The sequence below is a fragment of the Streptococcus sp. 1343 genome (assembly GCF_013277355.1).
Taxonomy (GTDB): domain Bacteria; phylum Bacillota; class Bacilli; order Lactobacillales; family Streptococcaceae; genus Streptococcus; species Streptococcus pseudopneumoniae.
The window spans coordinates 1-23,234 of the sequence record NZ_VMMT01000067.1; the positions used below are offsets into that span (position 1 = coordinate 1).

Consider the following 23,234-nt stretch of genomic DNA (forward strand, 5'->3'; position numbering starts at 1 on the left):
GTTTTTTGATTTTAGTCCAGTATAAATACATTCAATCACGGAATAATGGAAGGTAAGTATAGGATATTTTATGTGCCTATTCAATCATGGGCATCTTTATCGATTACCATTTCATTTTCGGCTTAGAAAAGAAAGGACAAGGTTAAAACAATTTCTTCAATAAAGGAGTCAAGATTGGCTCCTTTCCTTGTCTTCTCTAACCAAGCATGTTATAATGAATACTGCTCAAGCGACCTTCAATCGTTAAAGCACACACGACCTTCAATCGTGAACTAGTCATTTCGTTTATCTTTTATTACGTCGTTAACTCGAAATGAGATTCAAGCTGAGCTTGTCTGATTTATAACCTCAATCAGTCTCCCAGACTAATTGAGCGAACTCAAGTTATGCCTGCGACTCGTTGCCTAGTCCTAAAAGCAAACGAAAAGACTATACTCGAAGAAATTCTATTGAAAGTCATAGTAAATAGAATTTTGAGGGGTATAAATAAACGAATAGATGGGAGACTTACCATGAGTGATAACTCTAAAACACGTGTTGTTGTGGGGATGAGTGGTGGTGTTGATTCGTCGGTGACGGCTCTTTTGCTCAAGGAGCAGGGCTACGATGTGATCGGTATCTTCATGAAGAACTGGGATGACACAGATGAAAACGGCGTCTGTACGGCGACCGAAGATTATAAGGATGTGGCTGCGGTGGCAGACCAGATTGGTATTCCTTACTACTCTGTCAATTTTGAAAAAGAGTACTGGGACCGCGTTTTTGAGTATTTCCTAGCGGAATACCGTGCAGGGCGCACGCCAAATCCGGACGTTATGTGCAACAAGGAAATCAAGTTCAAGGCCTTTTTGGACTATGCCATGACCTTGGGGGCAGACTATGTAGCGACTGGGCATTATGCTCGAGTGGCGCGTGATGAGGACGGCACTGTTCACATGCTTCGTGGCGTGGACAATGGCAAGGACCAGACCTATTTCCTCAGCCAACTTTCGCAAGAACAACTTCAAAAAACCATGTTCCCACTAGGACATTTGGAAAAGCCTGAAGTTCGAAAACTAGCAGAAGAAGCAGGCCTTTCGACTGCTAAGAAGAAAGACTCGACAGGGATTTGCTTTATCGGAGAAAAGAACTTTAAAAACTTCCTCAGCAACTACCTGCCAGCTCAGCCTGGTCGCATGATGACTGTGGATGGTCGCGATATGGGCGAGCATGCAGGTCTTATGTACTATACAATCGGTCAGCGTGGCGGACTCGGTATCGGTGGGCAACACGGCGGTGACAATGCCCCTTGGTTCGTTGTCGGAAAAGATCTAAGCAAGAATATTCTCTATGTAGGACAAGGATTCTACCATGATTCGCTCATGTCAACTAGCCTAGAAGCCAGTCAAGTCCACTTTACTCGTGAAATGCCAGAAGAGTTTACGCTAGAATGTACGGCTAAATTCCGTTACCGTCAGCCTGACTCTAAGGTGACCGTCCATGTCAAAGGAGACAAGGCAGAGGTCATCTTTGCGGAACCACAACGCGCGATTACACCAGGACAGGCAGTTGTCTTTTACGATGGCGAAGAGTGTCTAGGTGGTGGTTTGATTGACAATGCTTACCGCGATGGACAAGTTTGTCAGTACATTTAGATTGACAAATTTTCTCAATTTGCTACAATAATAACAGCAATAGAAATGATGGTCAAAGCTCATGGATGTTGCAGGCTTTTTTGTCCTGCACTTCTTTGTAGTTTTGACTGTTTTTGTGTCGTTTAAGGGAAAGGACAAGAATGACTCAACAAGACTTTCGGACAAAAGTAGACAATACGGTTTTTGGTGTTCGGGCGACAGCTTTGATTCTTCAAAATCGCAAGCTTCTAGTTACTAAAGACAAGGGCAAGTATTATACTATCGGCGGTGCTATCCAAGTCAATGAAAGCACGGAAGATGCGGTAGTCCGTGAAGTGAGGGAAGAACTGGGGGTCAAAGCTCAAGCTGGGCAACTAGCTTTCGTGGTTGAAAATCGTTTTGAACAGGACGGTGTTTCCTATCACAACATCGAATTTCACTATCTGGTGGATTTGCTTGAAGATGCCCCATTGACCATGCAGGAAGATGAGAAGAGGCAGCCTTGTGAATGGATTGACTTGGACCAGCTCCAGGATTTCCAACTAGTCCCAGCCTTTTTAAAAACAGCCTTACCAGATTGGGACGGCCAACTAAGACACATTCATCTTGAGAAATAGGAGAGAAATATGATTTATAACTTTACTGAAGAATACGATATTATTGTAATTGGTGCGGGACACGCTGGGGTTGAGGCTTCCCTGGCTGCCAGCCGTATGGGTTGTAAGGTTTTGCTTGCGACTATCAACATTGAAATGCTGGCTTTCATGCCTTGTAACCCCTCTATCGGTGGTTCTGCCAAGGGGATTGTCGTGCGTGAAGTCGATGCCCTCGGTGGCGAGATGGCCAAGACCATTGACAAGACTTACATCCAGATGAAGATGCTTAACACAGGGAAGGGGCCAGCTGTCCGTGCCCTTCGTGCGCAGGCTGATAAGGAACTTTACTCTAAGGAAATGCGCAAGACGGTTGAAAATCAAGAAAATTTGACCCTTCGTCAGACCATGATTGATGAGATTTTGGTTGAAGATGGTAAGGTTGTCGGTGTCCGTACAGCTACCCACCAAGAGTATGCTGCCAAGGCTGTTATCGTGACGACAGGAACGGCCCTCCGTGGGGAAATTATCATTGGAGACCTCAAGTATTCATCAGGTCCTAACCACAGCTTGGCTTCTATTAACCTTGCTGACAATCTTAAGGAATTAGGACTCGAAATTGGTCGTTTCAAGACAGGAACACCTCCACGTGTCAAGGCTTCTTCTATCAACTACGATGTGACCGAGATTCAGCCAGGGGACGAAGCGCCTAATCACTTCTCATACACTTCACGTGATGAGGACTATGTCAAGGATCAAGTGCCATGCTGGTTGACCTACACCAATGGTACCAGTCATGAGATTATCCAAAACAACCTCCACCGTGCGCCTATGTTTACAGGTGTGGTCAAGGGAGTGGGACCTCGTTACTGTCCGTCGATTGAAGACAAGATTGTGCGCTTTGCGGATAAGGAACGCCACCAACTTTTCCTAGAGCCAGAAGGGCGCAATACAGAGGAAGTCTATGTCCAAGGACTTTCAACCAGTCTGCCTGAGGATGTCCAACGTGAGCTGGTTCATTCTATCAAAGGTTTGGAAAATGCAGAGATGATGCGAACAGGTTATGCCATCGAGTACGATATGGTCTTGCCACACCAGTTGCGTGCGACTCTGGAAACCAAGAAAATCTCCGGACTTTTCACTGCTGGTCAGACTAATGGAACGTCAGGTTATGAAGAGGCAGCAGGCCAAGGGATTATCGCTGGGATCAATGCGGCTCTGAAAATCCAAGGTAAACCTGAGTTGATTTTGAAGCGCAGTGACGGTTATATCGGAGTGATGATTGATGACTTGGTGACCAAGGGAACCATTGAACCCTACCGTCTATTGACCAGTCGTGCTGAATACCGCCTCATTCTCCGTCATGATAATGCTGATATGCGTTTGACTGAGATGGGACGTGAGATTGGTCTTGTGGATGATGAACGCTGGGCTCGTTTTGAAATCAAGAAAAATCAATTTGACAATGAGATGAAACGCTTAGACAGCATCAAACTCAAGCCAGTCAAGGAAACTAATGCCAAGGTTGAGGAGATGGGCTTCAAGCCGTTGACAGATGCAGTGACAGCCAAGGAATTCCTTCGCCGTCCAGAAGTTTCTTATCAAGATGTGGTGGCCTTCATCGGACCAGCTGCAGAGGACTTGGATGACAAGATTATCGAATTGATTGAAACAGAAATCAAGTACGAAGGCTATATTTCCAAAGCCATGGACCAGGTTGCTAAGATGAAACGGATGGAAGAAAAACGCATTCCAGCCAATATTGATTGGGATGATATTGATTCTATCGCAACTGAAGCCCGTCAGAAGTTCAAACTCATCAATCCAGAAACCATCGGCCAAGCCAGCCGTATTTCGGGAGTAAACCCGGCAGACATTTCTATTTTGATGGTGTATCTTGAAGGTAAAAATCGTAGTATTTCTAAAACTCTTCAAAAATCAAAATAATACGTCGTCGGCTTCTTACGAATGAGTTCAAAGCTTGGCTTTGATTCATATCCAGCCTCCCATAGTTCCTCGAACTATGGGAGCTAACTCAAGTTATGCATTTTCCTAGCCTTCTGGTCTGATTTTCATTGAGTTTTAATCTCAAAAGAAAGCATAGAGAAAAACAGCTCCGAAGACGGGGCTGTTTTGTTGACTTGTACTCAATGAAAATCAAAGAGCAAACTAGGAAGCTAGCCGTAGGTTGCTCAAAGCACTGCTTTGAGGTTGTGGATAGAACTGACGAAGTCAGTAACCATATATACGGCAAGGCGAAGCTGACGTGGTTTGAAGAGATTTTCGAAGAGTATTATTCTTCATCTGGTGTGAGGATCATCGGGATGATAATCGGTTCACGTTCGGTATTTTCATAGAGGAAGGGGCGAATAGCGTTGACAATGGCACCATTGACAGATTGCACGCTAGCATCCTTGTTTTTCAGTGCGATACGAATGGCATTGAAGAGGATACGCTGGCTTTGGCGAATCAGGTCGCCAGACTCTCTCATGTAGACAAAGCCTCGGCTGAGGATGTCTGGACCAGATAGAATCATCTGCGACTTGAAGTCAACAGTTGCGACTGCTAAAACGACACCGTCTTCAGATAGATCACGACGGTCTTTGAGGACAGCTGCGCCGATTTCACCGATACGATTTCCATCGACATAGATGTCTTGGGCGTTGAAATGACCTGCAATACGAGCTGAGTCAGCAGTAAGGGCAAGCACATCACCATTACTCATGATAAAGATATTGTCCTTCTCAACACCAGTATCCACTGCTAGTCCAGCATGGACTTTTTGCATGCGGTATTCACCGTGGACAGGCATGAAGTATTTTGGCTTAATCAAGCGGAGCATGAGTTTTTGCTCTTGCTGGCCACCGTGTCCAGATGTATGGATATTGTTCACTTTACCGTGGATAACTTCGACACCAGCTTCAGAAATGATGTTAATCAGCTTGTTGACGCTAGTCGTATTTCCAGGGATTGGGCTTGAAGAGAAGATAACGGTATCACCGGGTTGGAGTTGCACCTGACGGTGGGTTCCGTTGGCGATACGAGAGAGGGCTGCCATCGGCTCACCCTGACTACCTGTACAGAGGATGAGAACTTCGCCTGCAGGGTAATCTTTGATTTCATTTGGCTCGATAAAGGTTCCCTTAGGAGCTTTGATGTAGCCAAGCTCAATTCCGTTGACAATGGCTTTTTCCATAGAACGACCAAAGACCGCAATCTTACGTCCAGTCTTAACAGCGGCTTCTGTTGCTTGTTGGAGACGAAAGATATTTGAGGCAAAGGATGCAAAGATGATACGTCCTTCAATGCCTTGGATAATCTTCATGATGGACTGACCAACGACTTTTTCAGAGTTGGTAAAGGTTGGCACTTCCGCATTTGTTGAGTCAGACAGAAGACAAAGCACGCCTTCTTCACCAAGGGCAGCCATACGATGCAAGTCTGCAGGTTCTCCAACTGGAGTAAAGTCGAACTTGAAGTCACCCGTACAAACGATTTTTCCTTGAGGAGTATGAATGACAATTCCCAAAGGCTCTGGAATGGAGTGAGTCGTTCTAAAGAAAGTTGCCTTGAGATTTTTAAAGGTCAACTCAGTATTATGGTTGATTTCGTAAAGTTTGGCGTTGCGCAGAAGGCCGTGTTCTTCGAGTTTCCCACGGATCAAGGCCAAGGCAAGTGGCCCAGCATAGATAGGGACATTTGCTTGCTTGAGCAGGAATGGAATCCCACCGATGTGGTCCTCGTGTCCGTGGGTAATCAAAACAGCCTTGACGCGGTCGATATTGTCCACGATGTAAGAGTAGTCAGGAATGACATAGTCGATACCAAGCAAGTCATCTTCTGGGAATTTAATCCCAGCATCGACGATAATAATCTCATCTTGGTATTCAATCCCATATGTGTTTTTCCCGATTTCTCCCAGACCACCGATGGCAAAAACGCCGACTTCTTCAGGTTTAAGAGTATAGGCCATATTAGAACTCCGTAATTTCGAAGGCGCCAGTTTCTTTTTCGTAATCTAGCAATTTGTCAGACAAGAGTTCGATATACTCGATATTGTACTCTGGGCGATTTTCTTCGACAAGTTGGCGAGCAGCGATACGGCCCTCAAGTTCTGAGCTGGCATCGATGTCTAGGTAAAGTGCGCGTGTTGTTTCACGTCGTGGGCTACGTTCTTTTGTTTCTTGATAAAAAACTTTGTAAATCATATAGTTCCTTTCTATTTTACAGGTCAGCTTATTCCAAACTTTTAGCATAGATTTGCTTGATCTCATTCCATTTTGTGTCTAGATTGACCTTGATTCGTTACAATTATTTCAATTATACCACAAAATGAAAAATTAGTAAAAGACGGAAACGAGAAAGTCATGGGACGATTTCCTTGGTAAACGCTTGCAATTCCAAAAAGTATGTGCTATAATATATAGAAAGAAATAGTCTAAGCTGGAAAGGAAATAATTCGGAAACTATATTGTTTAGTGCTATTGATATTATGTTTAACTTTATAGATACTTCTGAATTGGATAAAGTTACCGAATTGAATGAACATGGTTTCCCTGTAGTTAGATTAGATAAAGCAGAGGAGCTTGGTTTAGATAATGAAGCTTTGGAGGTAGGGCGTGTTTTAAACGAAATCGTAACGGATATAGAGACTAACGGAGAGTCAACTGATTTGGCTAGAATGGATCGCTCTCTTTTTCCTATAGGCTCTTATGGTAATTATTGTGGTTATGGAAATAATGGATATTCTATTCCAGCTATTGATGATTTAGATATGGCTTGTTTCTATCATGATAAGTGTTTTAAGGGATTTTTAGCAGATAATAGAAGTTGCAATGCCGCATTCCTAATAAGATTATCTCCTATTGTAGCAAATAATGCTTGGAATACAACTAAAGGAGCATATGCAAGAGCAGCTGTGGCTCTATTTTCTAGATTCGTATAAGACCAAGTTTTTGTAAAATATGAGTTGTTACGTAAAAGTGTTGATATGAGTATTGGTGTCTATGAACAGAATCTTATTTTATAAGTTTTAACTTATCTTTTAAGGTTTCTGTTTATAGGCACTTGTAGATGTGTTTATGCCACTGAAATTAGATGCATATGCAATATTTCACTTTACTTATTAAGATAAATTTAAACTAAGGAGGTTGCTCTATGTATAACTTATTTGCTTTTGCTATCGGAGCTCGCTTGGTAGCTTTTATTGTTTTTGTTGCTTGCGTTTATGCGGGTAATCTTCTATTTACCAAACTGGAACGACGACAAACCAAGTTCTTGTGGAAAATTACCTTTGTGACTCTCTACTCGCTTTTTCTCCTCCTTGTAACCTATGTCGTTTGGTTTGTATTTTACTTTGGATTAAATGCTTAGATGCCCCGCTTATGCTGGGGCTTTTTGTTTGGTGGCAAAAGATAGTAAATTTATGACACGAAAATTCCACCCCATCTATCAAGATGAGGTGGTCTTTGCATTTTTCTAAAATGACATGACAATGGAATTTTCAGAGCTTATTATTTTTATGGGAGTCATTGTTCTGCTCAAAAATAGAGTTGAAGCATAAAAATAAAACAATACAAACAGATAGATCAATTGGTAAAGGGATAGTAGTCATGTTTAAATCATTGAGAATGCTGAGCAAACTGTAAGAGATGAAGACAATAAAATTTATCCTTCTAAAAATGTGTTTCTTATCTAGCATGACTTACCAAACTTTTTACGAAGGTCTTTTCCAATGGTATAACCTGCCATAAATAAAGCGATACCAACACCTACACCAAAGCCACCCTTTATTTCTTGCAATTCCTTAGTAGAAATTTCACAATAGTTGTTCAAATCTTTCATCATATTAATCTCCTCCTAAAAAATAACCAGCTGCCAAACCAGAACCTATAAGTGCTGTTCCACCTGCAATAGCTTTCCAAGATACTGCTACTCCAAAGATAACCAAGGGAGCGAGACCGCCATCAATATCTGATAATTCATTTTCAGATAAGGATAAAAATTGATTGTCAAGAACGTCAAAATTTGTCATTGAACTTTCCTCCTTTTTTCTTGTTCACTTTTATATTCGTAAAAGAAAAGGAAAAGTGAACATTTTTTTAAATTATTTTTAGTTAAGTGAGGGCACTCTTGTTTGAGGATAAAGAAAATTCCCATGTGCCAGCTTTTGTAGTATAATAGTAAGCAGACAAAAAGATAGGAATGTGTTATGAAAGTATTAGCTTTTGATACGTCTAGCAAGGCTCTTTCTCTGGCTATTTTAGAGGACAAGCAGGTTCTTGCCGAGACGACGATTAATATTAAGAAAAATCACAGTATTACCCTTATGCCTGCCATCGATTTTTTGATGGCAAGTTTGGATTGGACGCCCAAGGATTTGGACCGAATCGTGGTGGCGGAAGGGCCAGGTAGCTACACAGGCTTGCGAATTGCGGTAGCAACTGCCAAGACCTTAGCTCATACCCTGAACATCGAGTTGGTTGGTATGTCGAGTCTCTTGGCTCTGGTGCCCTACCAACAAGAAGGTTTGTTTGTCCCCTTGATGGATGCGCGTCGCAACAATGTTTACGCAGGATTTTATGAAAATGCCAAACCTGTCATGCCAGAAGCACACCTGCCCTTTGAGCGAGTGATTGAGCTAATCAAGGGTGCTAGCCAGGTAACCTTTGTCGGAGAAGTTGGCACCTTTGTGGAGCAGATTCAAGAACACTTGCCAAGGACTAATTTCAAAGAAACCCTGCCTAATGCAGCCAATCTTGCTCTTTTGGCCTGGGACAAGGAAGCAGACTCCTTACACGACTTTGTGCCTAACTACCTCAAGCGTGTCGAGGCTGAGGAAAACTGGCTCAAGAATCACACCGAGTCTGGCGAGTCTTACATTAAACGCCTATGATAGAAATCAAACGAATCCAACAACAGCCTGACTTGGCTCAAGCCATCTACGCTGTCATGGTAGCTGTTTACTCAGTCAGTCCTTGGGCACTGGAGCAAATCCAAGCAGACCTGGCTCAAGATCAGACTTGGTATGCTCTGGCTTATGATGGGGCAGAAGTGATTGGATTTCTAGCTGTGCAGGAAAATATCTTTGAGGCAGAAGTCTTGCAAATCGCTGTCAAAGGAGCCTATCAGGGTCAGGGAATTGCGTCAGCCTTGTTTGCTCAGTTGCCGACAGATAAGGAGATTTTCCTCGAAGTCAGAAAGTCAAATCAACGAGCGCAAGCATTTTACAAGAAAGAAAAGATGGCAGTCATCGCTGAGCGAAAGGCCTACTACCATGCCCCAGTCGAGGACGCCATTATCATGAAGAGAGAAATAGATGAAGGATAGATATATTTTAGCATTTGAGACATCCTGTGATGAGACCAGTGTCGCCGTCTTGAAAAACGACGATGAGCTCTTGTCCAATGTCATTGCTAGTCAAATTGAGAGTCACAAACGTTTTGGAGGCGTAGTGCCGGAAGTAGCCAGTCGTCACCATGTAGAGGTCATTACAGCCTGTATCGAGGAGGCGTTAGCCGAAGCAGGGATTACCGAAGAGGACGTGACAGCTGTGGCGGTTACCTATGGACCGGGCTTGGTCGGAGCCTTACTAGTCGGTTTGTCAGCTGCTAAGGCCTTTGCTTGGGCTCATGGACTTCCGCTGATTCCTGTTAACCACATGGCTGGTCACCTCATGGCCGCTCAGAGTGTGGAGTCTTTGGAGTTTCCCTTGCTAGCCCTTTTGGTTAGCGGTGGACACACAGAGTTGGTTTATGTTTCGGAGGCTGGGGACTACAAGATTGTTGGAGAAACGCGAGATGACGCGGTTGGGGAGGCCTATGATAAGGTTGGCCGTGTCATGGGCTTGACCTATCCTGCCGGTCGTGAGATTGACGAGCTAGCTCATCAGGGACAGGATATTTATGATTTTCCTCGTGCCATGATTAAGGAGGATAATCTGGAGTTTTCATTCTCAGGTTTGAAATCGGCCTTTATCAATCTTCACCACAATGCCGAGCAAAAGGGAGAAAGCTTGTCCACAGAGGATTTGTGTGCTTCCTTCCAAGCAGCTGTCTTGGATATTCTTATGGCAAAAACTAAGAAGGCTTTGGAGAAATACCCTGTTAAAACCCTTGTCGTGGCAGGTGGGGTAGCAGCCAATAAAGGCCTCAGAGAACGCCTAGCGGCCGAAATCACAGATGTCAAGGTTATCATCCCACCTCTGCGCCTCTGCGGAGACAATGCAGGTATGATTGCCTATGCCAGCGTCAGCGAGTGGAACAAAGAAAACTTTGCAAGCTTGGACCTCAATGCCAAACCAAGTCTCGCTTTTGATACCATGGAATAAAATGGAGTCAGCTTAAGGCTGGCTTTTTCACCCTTTGAAATGTCAGAATATTTTGACAAAACTATAAAAATAATGATATAATATGCAAAAGCTAGGAGGTGGCAAGATGATTGAGAGAATGGAATTGGGGGAATTTTACAAGGAACTGCGCTTGGCTAGAAAGCTCAAGCAGTCAGATGTGGCTTGTGAGGGTCTAACAGCTTCTCAGCTATCCAAGTTCGAACTAGGGCAGTCTATGCTATCTGCAGATAAGTTGATCCTAGCCATCCAAGGTATAAATGTGACCTTTGATGAGTTTGGGCACAAGCTCAACAACTATCAAGAATCTCCACATATGCGAATCGGTCGAAAGGTTGTGGATCGCTTTGCCCACCAAGATATCGCTGGCTTAGAGCAACTATTGGAGAAAATCAAGCAAGAACAGATGGCAGAGACCTATCGTCGTTTGAATGCTATTGTAATCAAAGATGCCATCCACTCACTAGATAAAAGCTACCCACTAGCAGAGGAGGATAGCGAGTTTTTGACCACCTATCTCTATGCTATCGAGTCTTGGACCTGGTTTGAACTCTATCTCTTTTGCAATACTATGCCCTTCTTGAGCAATCAAGATCTGATCTTTTTATCAACCTCCTTACTCGAAAAATCCAAAGAATTTAAAGAGTTGGTACATAATAGACTGTATATGAAAAGTGGCTTTCTGAATATTATATCAGAGCTCATGGAGCGAAAACTTTTCTCATACATCCCAATCTTCGAAGCCGAGTTGGAGAGCATGTTGCGTCCGTACGATGTTTTTGAGAAAGTATCGTGGCAATTTTTAAAGAAAATGAGTATTTTTCTTCAAACCAAGGGAAGCAACCAAAAAGAGATTGAAAATTTTATCCAATCTCTGCAAGTATTAGAAAATCCACAATTGACAGCCCTTTTTGAATTGCGTTTGCAGCAATACAAAGAGTTTATCGATTAGTTAAAAACGGGATGACAATAACCCACTCCGAAATAAGCAGGAGTATCAGTTGTATTTTTCTTTTCTTCATCATTATATCCCTCCTTGTTAGTAATAACTTTATTATACCAGAGAAGTAATCAAATTCACCAAAATCGCAAATCTGAAATTTCTATAAGAAAAAATATCAAATATGCGATTTTCTAAAATAAGCCAATTTCCGTGTTATACTGTCCTTGTAAAACATTTGAAGCAAATCCTAGGTCGCAGAAGTGGTTTACAAATGAAGATAATTGAAGGAGTGTAAAAGATGTTAAATTTACAATTTGCAGAAACAATGGAATTGACAGAAGCTGAGTTGGAGACAGTTTATGGAGGGGAACTTGGGTATAATGCCGTTATCCCAGGTGGTAGTTGGGGAGGTTTAGGAACGTCTTGGTCAATCACTAATTTCTGGGAGAAATATTTTAACCATGATTCTTCCACTGTTAATCGTCGCCATTATTGATATTCAAAGTCCTTGCCTTTTTCTTGGGTAGGGGCTGTCTTTATTTCATAGTATAGGAGAAAATAAAATGGGAAAGATAACTTCAAGATACTACTTTTTTATAGCGATTCTACTCGTCCTTGCTTATCAGTACCTTAGTGGTCTGGTTTTATCTAGCGACTTTGCTCTTGTTCTATCTGACTTTGGTTATTATCTGTCGGATATGATGTTGCATTTTCTTGTCGTTTTTATTGCTTTTTTTGCTATGGTTAAGTCAGGCAAATGGCAGAAAATCAAGAGTAGAAAGTTTAAAGGATCCTATCTTTTCTATTCCTTCCTAGCTCTGCTTGCTTTTGTTGTTTGGAATTTCGTCACCTTTTTTCTTTTCCCTCCTACCAAAAATGAAATTGCTTATCAACTGGATGTTCCTACTTTTACAGGAGCTACAGCATTTTTGATGTATTTTTTCTATCCTGTTATAGCAGGTCCCATTTTTGAAGACATGATTTATCGGGGATTGGTGATGACAGCTCTGGAAAAAGGAAAGAAATGGGGACTAGATGTACTTGGTTCTGCTATTTTATTTGGGGTCTTGCACATTAGTAATCACGGTTGGGTTTTAACAGACTTTTTTGTATATATGGGTGGTGGCCTCATATTTGCCATCTTGTTTAGAGTAACCAAGTCCATTTATTGGCCTATTGGACTGCATATAGTCTACAATGGCATTGGTCAAATTTTACCGTTGCTGTAATTTTGGTTGTGAGTAGTATCGCGGTCTATTTCTGGGGAAAGATTCCCATTTGAACTTAAAAAGGAGTTATAATGAAAGTATTTCTTCAAAATAGAGATTTTAGGCAATTAACCATCAACCAGTGGATTTCAACGGTTGGGGATACGATTTTTTATCTGGCCTTTTTGAATTATGTGGCAGACGCCTCTTTTGCTCCTTTGGCGATTTTACTTATCACGATTTCAGAAACCCTGCCCCAAGTTCTACAAATCTTTCTGGGAGTTTTGGCGGATTTTCAACATCATCGTGTCTTGAAATATACAATTATTAGTTTTGCAAAATTTTTGCTTTACTCTATAGTGTCCTTATCGCTTTCAGGGCAGTCCTTTTCCTTAGTACTAGTAGCCTTTATTTGTCTGATTAACCTCTTGTCTGACACATTGAGTTATTTTTCAGGCGCCATGCTCACTCCGATTTTCATTAGAATTATTGGACAAGACCATCTGGCAGAAGCTATTGGATTTAAACAGTCAACTGTTAGTTTAGTGAAAACAATCAGTAATATTTTAGGAGGAGTCTTATTAGGTATTCTATCCATCCAGTTTATTTCCTTACTGAACGCTCTTACCTTTTTAATCGCATTTTTAGGTATCCTATTCATAAAAACTGACCTCTTGAAAGTAGAAAAAACGATTAGCTATCAAGAAGGACTCTCTGTAAAATCCTTTTGCCAGCATTTGCTCCAATCATCGAAATTGATATGGAATATGAATAAGGTGCTCTTAGTTTTGTTTATTATTTCTATTAGTCAAGCAGTGATAAATGTTACAGTTCCTGTTTCTACTCTGTTTTTGAGGAATCAACCCTTTTTGAATTTACAAACAGGTCAATCTCTTGCCTTGCTATCCACTTTTGAACTGTCAGCCCTGATTGTCGGAAGTCTTGTAAGTGGCTATCTGAAAAATACGATTTCTATAAAAACAGCTCTCTATGCCTCACTTGTCATCCAATTGCTTCTTCTAGTAGGATTTGCCACAGTTCGTTTTGACTGGATTCTTATCTTTAGTACCTTGGATGCCTTTTTCGCAGGTGTTCTCTCTCCTAGATTGCAAGAACTCGTCTTTAAACAAATACCTGAGGAGTCAATGGGAGCAGTTCAATCTTCTATCGGTGCTATTACGGTTGTTTTACCTAGCTTATTTACAATAGCTTTGGTAACCATTGCTACTAGCTTTGGAACTCTGGCAGTTAGCTTTGTTTTATTGCTATTTCTTCTAGTTGCCTTTGTCATGCTTCTGAATATTCGTGAAAGTATTTAGCGGAGAATTTGTTTAATATATGTTTGAGACTGGATTGCCAGTCTTTTTATGATGGTCAAAATCAACAGACTTTTTTCTCTTTCCTGAATGTGTTATAATAGTCCATGCTGTGGCTGGAGTCTTTTCAGCCCACCTATTAAGACAATATGAGGAGAAAGATGAAAGAAAAAGGATTTTGGGAGGGAGCGCAGGCAGCCATGCCAACGGCCCTTGGTTATGTCAGTATCGGACTTGCCTGTGGGATTATCGGTGCGCCCTATGTGACACCTGTTGAGATGGGCTTGATGAGCCTCTTTGTTTATGCTGGGAGCGCCCAGTTTGCCATGTTGGCCCTGATTGCGGTTCAAGCGCCTGTGGCTGCCATTGCTATGACGGTTTTTTTGATCAATTTGCGTCTCTTTTTGTTGAGTTTGCATGCGTCGACCTATTTTCGTCATACTAGTCTCTGGCACAATATCGGTATGTCTAGTATCTTGACGGATGAGACTTATGGTGTTTTGATGGGCGAATTGGCCCATGCAGACAAGGTCAATCCTATGTGGATGCACGGAAACAATCTTAACAGCTATGTGGCTTGGTTTGTGGGAACAGTTGCCGGAACGGCTCTGGGTGGTCTGTTACCAAATCCAGAAATCTTTGGTTTAGATTTTGCCCTAGTTGGGATGTTTATCGGTATTTTTGCTTCGCAATTTCAGATTATGCAAAGACGGATTCCTGTCCGCAATCTGCTCATTATCCTAGCAGTTGTTGCGGTGTCCTTCTTTTTACTCTTGACAGTGGTGTCTCAGTCGCTAGCTGTTCTGTTTGCGACGCTACTTGGTTGTAGCATGGGGGTGGTTTTAGATGGTCAGTAAGTATCTTTTATTAGCAGTTATTTTCTCTGGTCTTGTGACCTGGATTCCCCGTATGATTCCCTTCATCTTGGTCAAGTATAAGGGCTTGCCTGCGATCGTTGAGCGTTTTTTGAAGTTCTTGCCCGTCTCTATTATTTTTGCCTTGATTCTTTCAAGCGTAGTGGCAGGTAAGGTTGGAAGTTTGCCTCAAATCAAATGGCTGGACTTCTTAGCCGTCTTTCCAACAGCTTGGGTAGCCTTTCGCTACCGCAATCTAGTCGGAACAGTTCTCTTTGGAGTGGTCTTGATTGCCGTCTTGCGTTTGGTCTTTTAATACTCTCCGAAAATCTCTTCAAACCACGTCAGCTTTGCCTTTCCGTAGGTATATGTAACTGACTTCGTCAGTCTTATCTCCAACCTCAAAACAGTGTTTTGAGCAACCTGTGGCTAGCTTTCTAGTTTGCTCTTTGATTTTCATTGAGTATAAATCAGCCATAAAAAAAACTTATCACAGAGATAGATATCATATAATGGCGTAAATGCTCTTTTTCTGTTAAGATTATAAGGTATTCTATTTTGGAGGAAATGACATGAAAAAAATCGTTAAATACTCATCTCTTGCTGCTCTAGGGCTTATTGCTGCAGGTGTTTTAGCAGCTTGCTCAGGTGGTGCTAAGAAAGAAGGAGCAGCAGCTAGCAAGAAAGAAATCATCGTTGCAACCAATGGCTCGCCAAAACCATTTATCTATGAAGAAAATGGCGAATTGACTGGTTACGAGATTGAAGTCGTTCGCGCTATCTTTAAAGATTCTGACAAATATGATGTCAAGTTTGAAAAGACAGAATGGTCAGGTGTCTTTGCAGGTCTTGACGCTGACCGTTACAATATGGCTGTCAACAATCTTAGCTACACTAAAGAACGTGCGGAGAAATACCTTTATGCCGCACCAATTGCCCAAAACCCTAATGTCCTTGTAGTGAAGAAAGATGACTCTAGTATCAAGTCTCTCGCTGATATCGGTGGAAAATCGACGGAAGTCGTTCAAGCCACTACATCAGCTAAGCAGTTAGAAGCATACAACGCTGAACACCCGGATAACCCAACTATCCTTAACTATACTAAGGCAGACTTCCAACAAATCATGGTACGTTTGAGCGATGGCCAATTTGACTATAAGATTTTTGATAAAATCGGTGTTGAAACAGTGATCAAGAACCAAGGTTTGGATAACTTGAAAGTCATTGAACTTCCAAGTGACCAACAACCGTACGTTTACCCACTTCTTGCTCAAGGTCAAGATGAGTTGAAATCATTTGTAGACAAACGCATCAAAGAACTCTACAAAGACGGAACGCTTGAAAAATTGTCTAAACAATTCTTCGGAGACACTTACCTACCAGCAGAGGCTGATATTAAATAATTTCTTGAAATCATCCATTCTGAATAAGATGGGTGATTTCTCAGTTCTTAGATATATAGTTTTAAACTATATATCTGACTATCTAATAACAATTTGTGAAATAAAACAAAGTATGAGATACTAGTACGGTATTATTTTTAAGGAGAAAGAATCATGAAAATCAAAAAATGGCTTGGCCTAGCAGCCCTTGCTACAGTCGCAGGTTTGGCTCTTGCAGCTTGCGGAAACTCAGGAAAGAAAGCAGACAATGCAACAACTATCAAAATCGCAACTGTCAACCGTAGCGGTTCTGAAGAAGCTCGTTGGGATAAAGTTCAAGAATTGGTTAAGAAAGACGGAATCACTTTGGAATTTACAGAGTTCACAGACTACTCACAACCAAACAAGGCAACTGCTGATAGCGAAGTAGACTTGAACGCTTTCCAACACTATAACTTCTTGAACAACTGGAACAAAGAAAACGGGAAAGACCTTGTAGCGATTGCTGATACTTACATCTCTCCAATCCGCCTTTACTCAGGTTTGAATGGAAGTGACAACAAGTACACTAAAGTAGAAGACATCCCAGCAAACGGAGAAATCGCTGTACCGAACGATGCTACAAACGAAAGCCGTGCGCTTTACTTGCTTCAATCAGCTGGCTTGATTAAATTGGACGTTTCAGGAACTGCTCTTGCAACAGTTGCTAACATCAAAGAAAATCCAAAGAACTTGAAAATCACTGAATTGGATGCTAGCCAAACAGCTCGTTCATTGTCATCAGTTGACGCTGCCGTTGTAAACAATACCTTCGTTACAGAAGCAAAATTGGACTACAAGAAAGCACTTTTCAAAGAACAAGCTGATGAAAACTCAAAACAATGGTACAACATCATTGTTGCGAAAAAAGATTGGGAAACATCACCTAAGGCTGATGCTATCAAGAAAGTAATCGCAGCTTACCACACAGATGACGTGAAAAAAGTTATCGAAGAATCATCAGACGGTTTGGATCAACCAGTTTGGTAATAAGAAACAGGGAGGTGGGAGAGAAAATTCCACCTCTTGCTTTTGTATAGAGCATGGATTGTCAGGAAGAGTAGTTCATAGAAAGGTAGAGAGAATATGGTTTTTCCTAGTGAACAAGAACAGATTGAAAAATTTGAAAAGGATCATGTAGCCCAGCATTATTTTGAGGTTTTGCGTACCTTGATTTCTAAGAAGTCGGTCTTTGCCCAGCAGGTTGGACTTAAGGAAGTCGCAAACTATTTGGGTGAGATTTTTAAGCGTGTTGGGGCTGAAGTGGAGATTGATGAGACTTATACAGCGCCCTTTGTCATGGCGCATTTCAAGAGTTCGCGTCCAGATGCCAAGACCTTGATTTTCTATAACCACTATGACACTGTGCCAGCGGATGGGGATCAGGTCTGGACAGAGGATCCCTTTACGCTTTCGGTCCGCAATGGCTTCATGTATGGGCGTGGGGTTGACGATGATAAGGGTCATATCACAGCTCGTTTGAGTGCTTTGAGAAAATACATGCAGCACCACGATGACCTGCCTGTCAACATCAGTTTTATCATGGAGGGAGCGGAGGAATCCGCTTCGACAGATCTGGATAAGTATCTGGAAAAACATGCGGATAAACTCCGTGGCGCAGATTTGTTGGTCTGGGAACAAGGGACCAAAAATGCCTTGGAACAGCTGGAAATTTCTGGTGGAAATAAGGGGATTGTGACTTTTGATGCCAAGGTAAAAAGCGCTGATGTCGACATTCACTCTAGTTATGGTGGGGTTGTGGAATCAGCTCCCTGGTACCTCCTTCAAGCCTTACAGTCTCTTCGCGCTGCAGATGGCCGTATCTTGGTTGAAGGCTTGTACGAAGAAGTTCAAGAACCAAATGAACGAGAAATGGCCTTGCTAGAAACTTATGGTCAACGAAACCCAGAGGAAGTTAGTCGGATTTATGGATTGGAGTTGCCTCTCTTACAGGAGGAGCGGATGGCCTTTCTAAAACGTTTCTTTTTCGAGCCGGCCCTTAATATAGAAGGAATCCAGTCTGGTTATCAAGGTCAGGGTGTTAAGACTATTTTGCCAGCAGAAGCCAGTGCCAAGCTAGAGGTTCGTCTGGTTCCGGGCTTAGAACCGCATGATGTTCTGGAAAAAATTCGGAAACAGCTAGACAAAAATGGCTTTGATAAGGTAGAATTATACTATACCTTGGGAGAGATGAGCTATCGAAGCGATATGAGCGCGCCAGCCATTCTCAATGTAATCGAGTTGGCCAAGAAATTCTATCCACAGGGCGTTTCAGTCTTGCCGACTACAGCTGGGACAGGGCCCATGCATACGGTCTTTGATGCCCTAGAGGTGCCAATGGTGGCCTTTGGTCTAGGAAATGCCAATAGCCGAGACCACGGTGGAGATGAAAATGTGCGAATCGCCGATTATTACACCCATATTGAATTAGTAGAGGAGCTGATTAGAAGCTATGAGTAGAGATATTATTAAGTTAGATCAGATCGATGTGACTTTTCATCAAAAGAAGAGAACCATCACAGCGGTCAAGGATGTGACCATTCACATCCAAGAAGGGGATATTTACGGAATTGTTGGATATTCTGGAGCAGGGAAATCAACCCTTGTACGGGTGATTAATCTCTTGCAAAAGCCATCTGCAGGGAAAATTACCATTGACGATGATGTGATTTTTGATGGCAAGGTGGCCTTGACGGCAGAGCAGTTACGTCGTAAACGTCAAGATATCGGGATGATTTTCCAGCATTTTAACCTGATGAGCCAGAAGACTGCAGAGGAGAATGTAGCCTTTGCCCTTAAACACTCTGGACTCAGCAAGGAAGAAAAGAAGGCTAAAGTAGCTAAGTTGTTGGACTTGGTTGGCTTGGCAGACCGTGCTGAAAACTACCCTTCACAATTATCTGGAGGGCAAAAACAGCGTGTGGCCATTGCGCGTGCCTTGGCCAATGATCCAAAAATCTTGATTTCAGATGAGTCAACGTCTGCCCTTGACCCTAAGACAACCAAGCAGATTTTGGCCTTGTTGCAAGATTTGAACCAAAAATTAGGCTTGACTGTTGTCTTGATTACGCATGAAATGCAGATTGTCAAAGACATTGCCAATCGTGTGGCAGTTATGCAGGACGGACATTTGATTGAAGAGGGTAGTGTCCTTGAAATCTTCTCAGACCCTAAACAACCTTTGACTCAAGACTTTATCTCAACAGCCACAGGTATTGACGAAGCCATGGTCAAAATCGAGAAGCAAGAAATCGTGGAATACTTGTCTGAAAATAGCATTTTGGTACAGCTCAAGTACGCAGGTGCTTCAACAGACGAGCCACTTTTGAATGAATTGTATAAGCATTACCAAGTAACGGCTAATATCCTCTATGGAAATATCGAAATTCTCGATGGTACTCCTGTTGGAGAATTAGTTGTGGTCTTGTCAGGTGAAAAAGCAGCGTTGGCAGGTGCCCAAGAAGCCATTCGTCAAGCAGGCGTACAGCTAAAAGTATTGAAGGGAGGACAGTAAGATGGAATCATTGATTCAAACCTATTTGCCAAATGTCTATAAAATGGGCTGGGCTGGTCAAGCAGGCTGGGGAACAGCCATCTACCTAACCCTTTATATGACAGTTCTTTCCTTTATCATCGGAGGGCTCTTGGGACTGGTGGCAGGTCTTTTCCTTGTCTTGACAGCGCCAGGTGGTGTCTTGGAAAATAAGGTCGTCTTCTGGATTTTAGATAAGATTACCTCTATTTTCCGTGCGGTTCCTTTCATCATTCTCTTGGCAGTCTTGTCACCCTTCTCTCATCTAATCGTAGGAACAAGCATTGGTCCAAATGCAGCTATCGTACCCCTATCTTTTGCGGTCTTTGCCTTCTTTGCCCGTCAAGTGCAGGTTGTCTTGGCTGAATTGGATGGTGGTGTCATTGAGGCGGCTCAAGCGAGCGGAGCGACTTTCTGGGACATCGTGGGTGTTTACCTATCAGAAGGTCTTCCAGATTTGATCCGTGTGACGACTGTGACCTTGATTTCCCTTGTTGGGGAAACAGCTATGGCGGGTGCGGTTGGAGCTGGTGGTATCGGTAACGTAGCCATCGCTTATGGATTTAATCGCTACAATCACGATGTGACCATCTTGGCAACCATCATTATCATCTTGATTATCTTTACAATCCAATTCTTGGGAGACTTCTTGACCAAGAAATTGAGCCATAAATAAAAAAGGGCTAGGCAATCTGTACATCATTCATAGGAGTTGTCGTTATCGTCAAGACTTGAAATTTTCTGTACTGGTTGCTATCAATCATCACTTTTATGAGTTAGAGAGTTAAGCATTGTGGGGAGTCAATATGCAAAATCTGGGAGAAGTTTTTAAAGAATTGAGAAAGAGTCGGAATGTATCCCTACAGGAGGCGACGGGAGGAGAGTTTACTTATTCCATGCTGAGCAAATTTGAGCGTGGAGAAGCAGACTTATCATCTATGAAATTGATTACTGCCTTAGATAACATCCATTCTGATTTGAATGAATTTATGTACTTGGTACGTGGTTTTTCTCAGAAAAAGGTTTTGGCTTTTCAAGAAAATATCTGGGATTTATATGACAGAGAAGGGATTGATTCTCTCCATTCCTTGTATGAAGAGACGACTCAAAAGTATAGATCAAGTGGTGAAAAAAGCTATCTTTTACAAATGATTCGTATCAAAAGCCTTCTTGTGTTTTTTGATTCAGAAATAAGGGCAACGGATGAAGAACTGACTTTTCTCTATGACTATTTTTTTACTATTGATATCTGGGGAAATTATGAATTGGAACTATTTTCAACGATTTCTACTTTGTTTCCTCTGCCCCTCTATTTTAAATATTCTAGGGAGATGTTGCAAAAGACGGATTTATTAGGCTCTTTACCTAGTAACAAAGTTGGTATTGACACCATTTTAATTAATGGACTCTTTAAAGCGATAGAGGAAAAGGATAAATTAAAAGCAGATTATTTTATCTTTCAGATTGAAAAACGAGAATTGCCAGAATCTCAAGCTTATCTTAAAATCATTTATATGATTGCTAAAGGGTATTATGATACTATTTTTAATGTAAAAAATAAGGGTCTTGAAAAAATCCAGAGAGGCATTACAATCTTACAAGATTTAGAGTATGTAGATGGTGCAAGATACTATGAAAACTATTTTGCAAATCAGCTTTCAAATAAAGATTTGTAATATATTCTCGTTACATCGACTGATGAAAAATAAATGGATTTGTAGATGGAGTGATAAATAGCAGTATCTAGGAGCTAGAGTTCCTATTTTCAGAAAAAATATATTACAAAAAAGTGGGGAGTCCCGCTTTTTTTGTTATACTGGCTTCAATAGAATACTCTTTGAAATATGGAGAAAGGCCTGTTATGAAACTATTCTTAAGACATCATTTATTTAGAATACTGACCTTATCGAGGTTTTTGAGCTCAAGTGGAGCTTATATTTATAATCTGGTATTTATCGTTTATGCTGCGAGTCTACCCTTTAAAAATATAGCTGTATTTATGGCGAATATGATTACGATTTTACCTTTCCTATTTACTTTTTATGTTGGGATTAAGGCTGATCATACTCGGAATAAAGCAGGGACAATTATCTGGGTTGGTTGTGTGCAAAGTCTCCTATTTCTTTTGATTGCTAGTGTGATTCATGATCAGAACTTCGTAACGTTTGCTGTTATCTGTATGGTTAATATCTGTTCGGATATTTTATCAGATTATACAGCAGGCCTTCGTATGCCGATTATCCAGCATAATATTTCGGAAGATAAGCTCTATGAAGCTTATTCCTTTACTCAGTTTGTCTCCTATTTATCAAATCTAGGAGGTCAAGCCTTAGGAGTGTGGTTACTCACAACCAGCAATCAAAATTTTTCTTTTGTTGCAATTGTGAATGCTGGCTTCTTTTTACTATCTTCTCTTATGTTGTTCAAAAATAGAAGAGAATTGACGTATTTGTCTGTAACGGTAGAGAATGAGTCGATTAGTTTACTTCAACAAGTTAAGGCAATCTATGCGGACATGGATGATATCTTTAGGCAAAGAGAAAGTAAATCTTTGTTTAAAATGATCCTTGTCATTTTGGTAATGAATACTTTTGGAGGAGCTGTTGGAGGTATTTATCACTTTTACTTATTAGACCATACTATCTATCATCTCAGCTATGCTCAAGCCCTATTTTTAATTGAATGTGTTAGCTTGGGAGGAGCTATTCTTGGTAGCCTAACCCCCAATGATTATTTTGGTAAATGGTCGTTTTCAAGTTTGCTATCGCTCAATGCAAGTCTGTTTGTCTTGCTTGCTACTGCTAATATTTTAGATTTTTCTCCTCTAGTAGGTGTTGCCTGCTTAACCTTTGTCATGTATTTGATGTCGAAATCAATGCCTAAATTAGATACTCTGTTATTGTCTAATTTGAGCGCGGATGTATTAGCTCGAAGTAATAATCTCTTGAGTATGATTGTTTCCCTAACATTACCTTTGGGGATGTCTGTATTTTCCTTCTTAGCTTTGCAAGATATCAGGCTTTGTTGGTGGGTATTTTTGGTAGTGAGTGTGATAGGGTTGATTTTATCACTAGAAAAAAGAAGTTTTTCAGGTAAAAAAGTTTAATCTAGGCAAATCAGGCTTACTAGAAGGTCTTCCAGATTTGATTCGTGTGACGACTGTAACCTTGATTTCCCTTGTTGGGGAAACAGCTATGGCTGGTGCGGTTGGAGCTGGCGGTATTGGTAACGTAGTCATCGCTTATGGATTTAACCGCTACAATCACGATAAAACTATCTTGGCAACCATCATTATCATTTTGATTATCTTTAAATTCATACTCAATGAAAATCAAAGAGCAAAGTAGGAAACTAGCCGCAGGTTGCTCAAAACACTGTTTTGAGGTTGGAGATAAGACTGACGAAGT

At 41.5% G+C, this 23,234-nt stretch carries 26 protein-coding genes and 1 pseudogene; 22 read left to right on the forward strand and 5 right to left on the reverse strand.

What is annotated here, in order from left to right:
- The first annotated feature begins 512 nt into the window (after nucleotides 1-512).
- The 3 genes from mnmA to mnmG all read left to right on the forward strand — a co-directional run bounded on the left by mnmA (nucleotide 513) and on the right by mnmG (nucleotide 4,153).
- Nucleotides 513-1,634: a tRNA 2-thiouridine(34) synthase MnmA gene (mnmA, locus tag HT709_RS09555; protein ID WP_001282951.1), complete on the forward strand. Its 1,122-nt coding sequence runs from the start codon at nucleotides 513-515 to the stop codon at nucleotides 1,632-1,634.
- A 140-nt stretch (nucleotides 1,635-1,774) separates the two neighbouring features.
- Nucleotides 1,775-2,230 (forward strand): NUDIX hydrolase, encoded by a 456-nt coding sequence (locus HT709_RS09560; protein WP_172925718.1) that lies wholly within the window; start codon nucleotides 1,775-1,777, stop codon nucleotides 2,228-2,230.
- A gap of 9 nt (nucleotides 2,231-2,239) precedes the next feature.
- On the forward strand, nucleotides 2,240-4,153 hold the full coding sequence (gene mnmG, locus HT709_RS09565) for a tRNA uridine-5-carboxymethylaminomethyl(34) synthesis enzyme MnmG (RefSeq protein WP_023941038.1): 1,914 nt from the start codon (nucleotides 2,240-2,242) through the stop codon (nucleotides 4,151-4,153).
- Between the two features lie 346 nt (nucleotides 4,154-4,499).
- Here the strand turns inward: mnmG and HT709_RS09570 are convergent, their stop codons facing one another.
- Together HT709_RS09570 and HT709_RS09575 are read right to left on the reverse strand one after the other, a co-directional pair.
- Nucleotides 4,500-6,179 carry a ribonuclease J gene (locus tag HT709_RS09570; protein WP_000331986.1) on the reverse strand — a complete coding sequence of 560 codons (1,680 nt, stop codon included), beginning with the start codon at nucleotides 6,177-6,179 and terminating at the stop codon, nucleotides 4,500-4,502.
- A gap of 1 nt (nucleotide 6,180) precedes the next feature.
- A complete protein-coding gene (locus HT709_RS09575; protein ID WP_000639572.1) occupies nucleotides 6,181-6,414 on the reverse strand; it encodes a DNA-dependent RNA polymerase subunit epsilon in 234 nt (77 codons plus the stop codon).
- Between the two features lie 263 nt (nucleotides 6,415-6,677).
- On the opposite strand from HT709_RS09575, the gene HT709_RS11960 reads away from it, so the two are divergent.
- Together HT709_RS11960 and HT709_RS09585 are read left to right on the forward strand one after the other, a co-directional pair.
- Nucleotides 6,678-7,151, forward strand: coding sequence for a phospholipase A2 family protein (locus tag HT709_RS11960; RefSeq protein WP_240156678.1), 474 nt, complete (start codon nucleotides 6,678-6,680; stop codon nucleotides 7,149-7,151).
- Nucleotides 7,152-7,363: 212 nt separating this feature from the next.
- Nucleotides 7,364-7,579, forward strand: a complete 216-nt coding sequence (locus tag HT709_RS09585; RefSeq protein WP_000282480.1) for a hypothetical protein — start codon at nucleotides 7,364-7,366, stop codon at nucleotides 7,577-7,579.
- A gap of 321 nt (nucleotides 7,580-7,900) precedes the next feature.
- Here the strand turns inward: HT709_RS09585 and cibB are convergent, their stop codons facing one another.
- Nucleotides 7,901-8,053 carry a fratricide two-peptide bacteriocin subunit CibB gene (gene cibB / locus HT709_RS09590; protein ID WP_000974046.1) on the reverse strand — a complete coding sequence of 51 codons (153 nt, stop codon included), beginning with the start codon at nucleotides 8,051-8,053 and terminating at the stop codon, nucleotides 7,901-7,903.
- Between the two features lies 1 nt (nucleotide 8,054).
- Nucleotides 8,055-8,240: a fratricide two-peptide bacteriocin subunit CibA gene (gene cibA / locus HT709_RS09595; RefSeq protein WP_000180841.1), complete on the reverse strand. Its 186-nt coding sequence runs from the start codon at nucleotides 8,238-8,240 to the stop codon at nucleotides 8,055-8,057.
- Between the two features lie 177 nt (nucleotides 8,241-8,417).
- On the opposite strand from cibA, the gene tsaB reads away from it, so the two are divergent.
- From tsaB to HT709_RS09640, 9 genes are all read left to right on the forward strand, one after another.
- The gene (gene tsaB / locus HT709_RS09600; protein WP_138699715.1) at nucleotides 8,418-9,101 is read left to right on the forward strand and encodes a tRNA (adenosine(37)-N6)-threonylcarbamoyltransferase complex dimerization subunit type 1 TsaB; all 684 of its coding nucleotides are present in this window, start codon (nucleotides 8,418-8,420) and stop codon (nucleotides 9,099-9,101) included.
- The gene (rimI, locus tag HT709_RS09605) at nucleotides 9,098-9,535 is read left to right on the forward strand and encodes a ribosomal protein S18-alanine N-acetyltransferase (protein WP_138699714.1); all 438 of its coding nucleotides are present in this window, start codon (nucleotides 9,098-9,100) and stop codon (nucleotides 9,533-9,535) included. Before tsaB ends, rimI begins: the two co-directional genes overlap by 4 nt.
- A complete protein-coding gene (gene tsaD, locus HT709_RS09610) occupies nucleotides 9,525-10,535 on the forward strand; it encodes a tRNA (adenosine(37)-N6)-threonylcarbamoyltransferase complex transferase subunit TsaD (RefSeq protein WP_023935530.1) in 1,011 nt (336 codons plus the stop codon). Before rimI ends, tsaD begins: the two co-directional genes overlap by 11 nt.
- 106 nt (nucleotides 10,536-10,641) lie before the next feature.
- Nucleotides 10,642-11,505 carry an XRE/MutR family transcriptional regulator gene (locus HT709_RS09615; protein WP_023935532.1) on the forward strand — a complete coding sequence of 288 codons (864 nt, stop codon included), beginning with the start codon at nucleotides 10,642-10,644 and terminating at the stop codon, nucleotides 11,503-11,505.
- 289 nt (nucleotides 11,506-11,794) lie between these two features.
- Nucleotides 11,795-11,992 (forward strand): peptide pheromone VP1, encoded by a 198-nt coding sequence (locus HT709_RS09620; protein WP_000933471.1) that lies wholly within the window; start codon nucleotides 11,795-11,797, stop codon nucleotides 11,990-11,992.
- 67 nt (nucleotides 11,993-12,059) lie between these two features.
- Nucleotides 12,060-12,725, forward strand: a complete 666-nt coding sequence (locus tag HT709_RS09625) for a CPBP family intramembrane glutamic endopeptidase (RefSeq protein ID WP_023935534.1) — start codon at nucleotides 12,060-12,062, stop codon at nucleotides 12,723-12,725.
- 71 nt (nucleotides 12,726-12,796) lie between these two features.
- Nucleotides 12,797-14,023 carry an MFS transporter gene (locus HT709_RS09630; protein ID WP_023935536.1) on the forward strand — a complete coding sequence of 409 codons (1,227 nt, stop codon included), beginning with the start codon at nucleotides 12,797-12,799 and terminating at the stop codon, nucleotides 14,021-14,023.
- A 158-nt stretch (nucleotides 14,024-14,181) separates the two neighbouring features.
- Entirely contained in the window at nucleotides 14,182-14,877 is a 696-nt protein-coding gene (locus HT709_RS09635; protein WP_023935538.1) for an AzlC family ABC transporter permease, read from the forward strand.
- Nucleotides 14,867-15,190, forward strand: coding sequence for an AzlD domain-containing protein (locus tag HT709_RS09640; RefSeq protein ID WP_000253927.1), 324 nt, complete (start codon nucleotides 14,867-14,869; stop codon nucleotides 15,188-15,190). Before HT709_RS09635 ends, HT709_RS09640 begins: the two co-directional genes overlap by 11 nt.
- Before the next feature lie 18 nt (nucleotides 15,191-15,208).
- Here HT709_RS09640 and HT709_RS09645 read toward each other — a convergent pair whose 3' ends face one another.
- Complete coding sequence (locus HT709_RS09645) at nucleotides 15,209-15,352, reverse strand: hypothetical protein (protein ID WP_166736624.1); 144 nt, start codon at nucleotides 15,350-15,352, stop codon at nucleotides 15,209-15,211.
- A gap of 94 nt (nucleotides 15,353-15,446) precedes the next feature.
- Here HT709_RS09645 and HT709_RS09650 point away from each other — a divergent pair, with 94 nt between their 5' ends.
- The 8 genes and pseudogenes from HT709_RS09650 to HT709_RS09685 form a co-directional block, all read left to right on the forward strand.
- On the forward strand, nucleotides 15,447-16,277 hold the full coding sequence (locus HT709_RS09650; RefSeq protein WP_000724937.1) for an amino acid ABC transporter substrate-binding protein: 831 nt from the start codon (nucleotides 15,447-15,449) through the stop codon (nucleotides 16,275-16,277).
- A gap of 153 nt (nucleotides 16,278-16,430) precedes the next feature.
- Nucleotides 16,431-17,285 carry a MetQ/NlpA family ABC transporter substrate-binding protein gene (locus HT709_RS09655; RefSeq protein WP_172925719.1) on the forward strand — a complete coding sequence of 285 codons (855 nt, stop codon included), beginning with the start codon at nucleotides 16,431-16,433 and terminating at the stop codon, nucleotides 17,283-17,285.
- 96 nt (nucleotides 17,286-17,381) lie between these two features.
- Nucleotides 17,382-18,755 (forward strand): M20/M25/M40 family metallo-hydrolase, encoded by a 1,374-nt coding sequence (locus HT709_RS09660; protein WP_000231811.1) that lies wholly within the window; start codon nucleotides 17,382-17,384, stop codon nucleotides 18,753-18,755.
- Nucleotides 18,748-19,809 (forward strand): methionine ABC transporter ATP-binding protein, encoded by a 1,062-nt coding sequence (locus HT709_RS09665; RefSeq protein ID WP_000085652.1) that lies wholly within the window; start codon nucleotides 18,748-18,750, stop codon nucleotides 19,807-19,809. The genes HT709_RS09660 and HT709_RS09665 overlap by 8 nt, the downstream gene beginning before the upstream one ends.
- A 1-nt stretch (nucleotide 19,810) precedes the next feature.
- A complete protein-coding gene (locus tag HT709_RS09670) occupies nucleotides 19,811-20,503 on the forward strand; it encodes a methionine ABC transporter permease (RefSeq protein WP_000444653.1) in 693 nt (230 codons plus the stop codon).
- Between the two features lie 130 nt (nucleotides 20,504-20,633).
- Nucleotides 20,634-21,503 (forward strand): Rgg/GadR/MutR family transcriptional regulator, encoded by an 870-nt coding sequence (locus HT709_RS09675; protein WP_166727335.1) that lies wholly within the window; start codon nucleotides 20,634-20,636, stop codon nucleotides 21,501-21,503.
- Between the two features lie 185 nt (nucleotides 21,504-21,688).
- Nucleotides 21,689-22,933, forward strand: a complete 1,245-nt coding sequence (locus HT709_RS09680; protein ID WP_166727336.1) for an MFS transporter — start codon at nucleotides 21,689-21,691, stop codon at nucleotides 22,931-22,933.
- 22 nt (nucleotides 22,934-22,955) lie between these two features.
- Nucleotides 22,956-23,174 (forward strand): annotated as a pseudogene (locus HT709_RS09685) (hypothetical protein); the annotation flags it as partial.
- Between the last annotated feature and the right edge of the window lie 60 nt (nucleotides 23,175-23,234).

Bases quoted from the DNA above. Each gene is read 5' to 3' on its own strand.
- HT709_RS09570 (WP_000331986.1), bottom strand. From the start codon at position 6,179: ATGGCCTATACTCTTAAACCTGAAGAAGTCGGCGTTTTTGCCATCGGT.
- HT709_RS09675 (WP_166727335.1), top strand. From the start codon at position 20,634: ATGCAAAATCTGGGAGAAGTTTTTAAAGAATTGAGAAAGAGTCGGAAT.
- cibA (WP_000180841.1), bottom strand. From the start codon at position 8,240: ATGACAAATTTTGACGTTCTTGACAATCAATTTTTATCCTTATCTGAA.
- HT709_RS09575 (WP_000639572.1), bottom strand. From the start codon at position 6,414: ATGATTTACAAAGTTTTTTATCAAGAAACAAAAGAACGTAGCCCACGA.
- rimI (WP_138699714.1), top strand. From the start codon at position 9,098: ATGATAGAAATCAAACGAATCCAACAACAGCCTGACTTGGCTCAAGCC.
- cibB (WP_000974046.1), bottom strand. From the start codon at position 8,053: ATGATGAAAGATTTGAACAACTATTGTGAAATTTCTACTAAGGAATTG.
- HT709_RS09625 (WP_023935534.1), top strand. From the start codon at position 12,060: ATGGGAAAGATAACTTCAAGATACTACTTTTTTATAGCGATTCTACTC.
- HT709_RS09645 (WP_166736624.1), bottom strand. From the start codon at position 15,352: ATGGCTGATTTATACTCAATGAAAATCAAAGAGCAAACTAGAAAGCTA.
- HT709_RS09560 (WP_172925718.1), top strand. From the start codon at position 1,775: ATGACTCAACAAGACTTTCGGACAAAAGTAGACAATACGGTTTTTGGT.
- HT709_RS09655 (WP_172925719.1), top strand. From the start codon at position 16,431: ATGAAAATCAAAAAATGGCTTGGCCTAGCAGCCCTTGCTACAGTCGCA.
- HT709_RS09585 (WP_000282480.1), top strand. From the start codon at position 7,364: ATGTATAACTTATTTGCTTTTGCTATCGGAGCTCGCTTGGTAGCTTTT.
- HT709_RS09650 (WP_000724937.1), top strand. From the start codon at position 15,447: ATGAAAAAAATCGTTAAATACTCATCTCTTGCTGCTCTAGGGCTTATT.
- HT709_RS09670 (WP_000444653.1), top strand. From the start codon at position 19,811: ATGGAATCATTGATTCAAACCTATTTGCCAAATGTCTATAAAATGGGC.
- HT709_RS09630 (WP_023935536.1), top strand. From the start codon at position 12,797: ATGAAAGTATTTCTTCAAAATAGAGATTTTAGGCAATTAACCATCAAC.
- HT709_RS09660 (WP_000231811.1), top strand. From the start codon at position 17,382: ATGGTTTTTCCTAGTGAACAAGAACAGATTGAAAAATTTGAAAAGGAT.
- HT709_RS09640 (WP_000253927.1), top strand. From the start codon at position 14,867: ATGGTCAGTAAGTATCTTTTATTAGCAGTTATTTTCTCTGGTCTTGTG.
- mnmA (WP_001282951.1), top strand. From the start codon at position 513: ATGAGTGATAACTCTAAAACACGTGTTGTTGTGGGGATGAGTGGTGGT.
- tsaB (WP_138699715.1), top strand. From the start codon at position 8,418: ATGAAAGTATTAGCTTTTGATACGTCTAGCAAGGCTCTTTCTCTGGCT.
- HT709_RS09615 (WP_023935532.1), top strand. From the start codon at position 10,642: ATGATTGAGAGAATGGAATTGGGGGAATTTTACAAGGAACTGCGCTTG.
- tsaD (WP_023935530.1), top strand. From the start codon at position 9,525: ATGAAGGATAGATATATTTTAGCATTTGAGACATCCTGTGATGAGACC.
- HT709_RS09635 (WP_023935538.1), top strand. From the start codon at position 14,182: ATGAAAGAAAAAGGATTTTGGGAGGGAGCGCAGGCAGCCATGCCAACG.
- mnmG (WP_023941038.1), top strand. From the start codon at position 2,240: ATGATTTATAACTTTACTGAAGAATACGATATTATTGTAATTGGTGCG.
- HT709_RS09620 (WP_000933471.1), top strand. From the start codon at position 11,795: ATGTTAAATTTACAATTTGCAGAAACAATGGAATTGACAGAAGCTGAG.
- HT709_RS09680 (WP_166727336.1), top strand. From the start codon at position 21,689: ATGAAACTATTCTTAAGACATCATTTATTTAGAATACTGACCTTATCG.
- HT709_RS09665 (WP_000085652.1), top strand. From the start codon at position 18,748: ATGAGTAGAGATATTATTAAGTTAGATCAGATCGATGTGACTTTTCAT.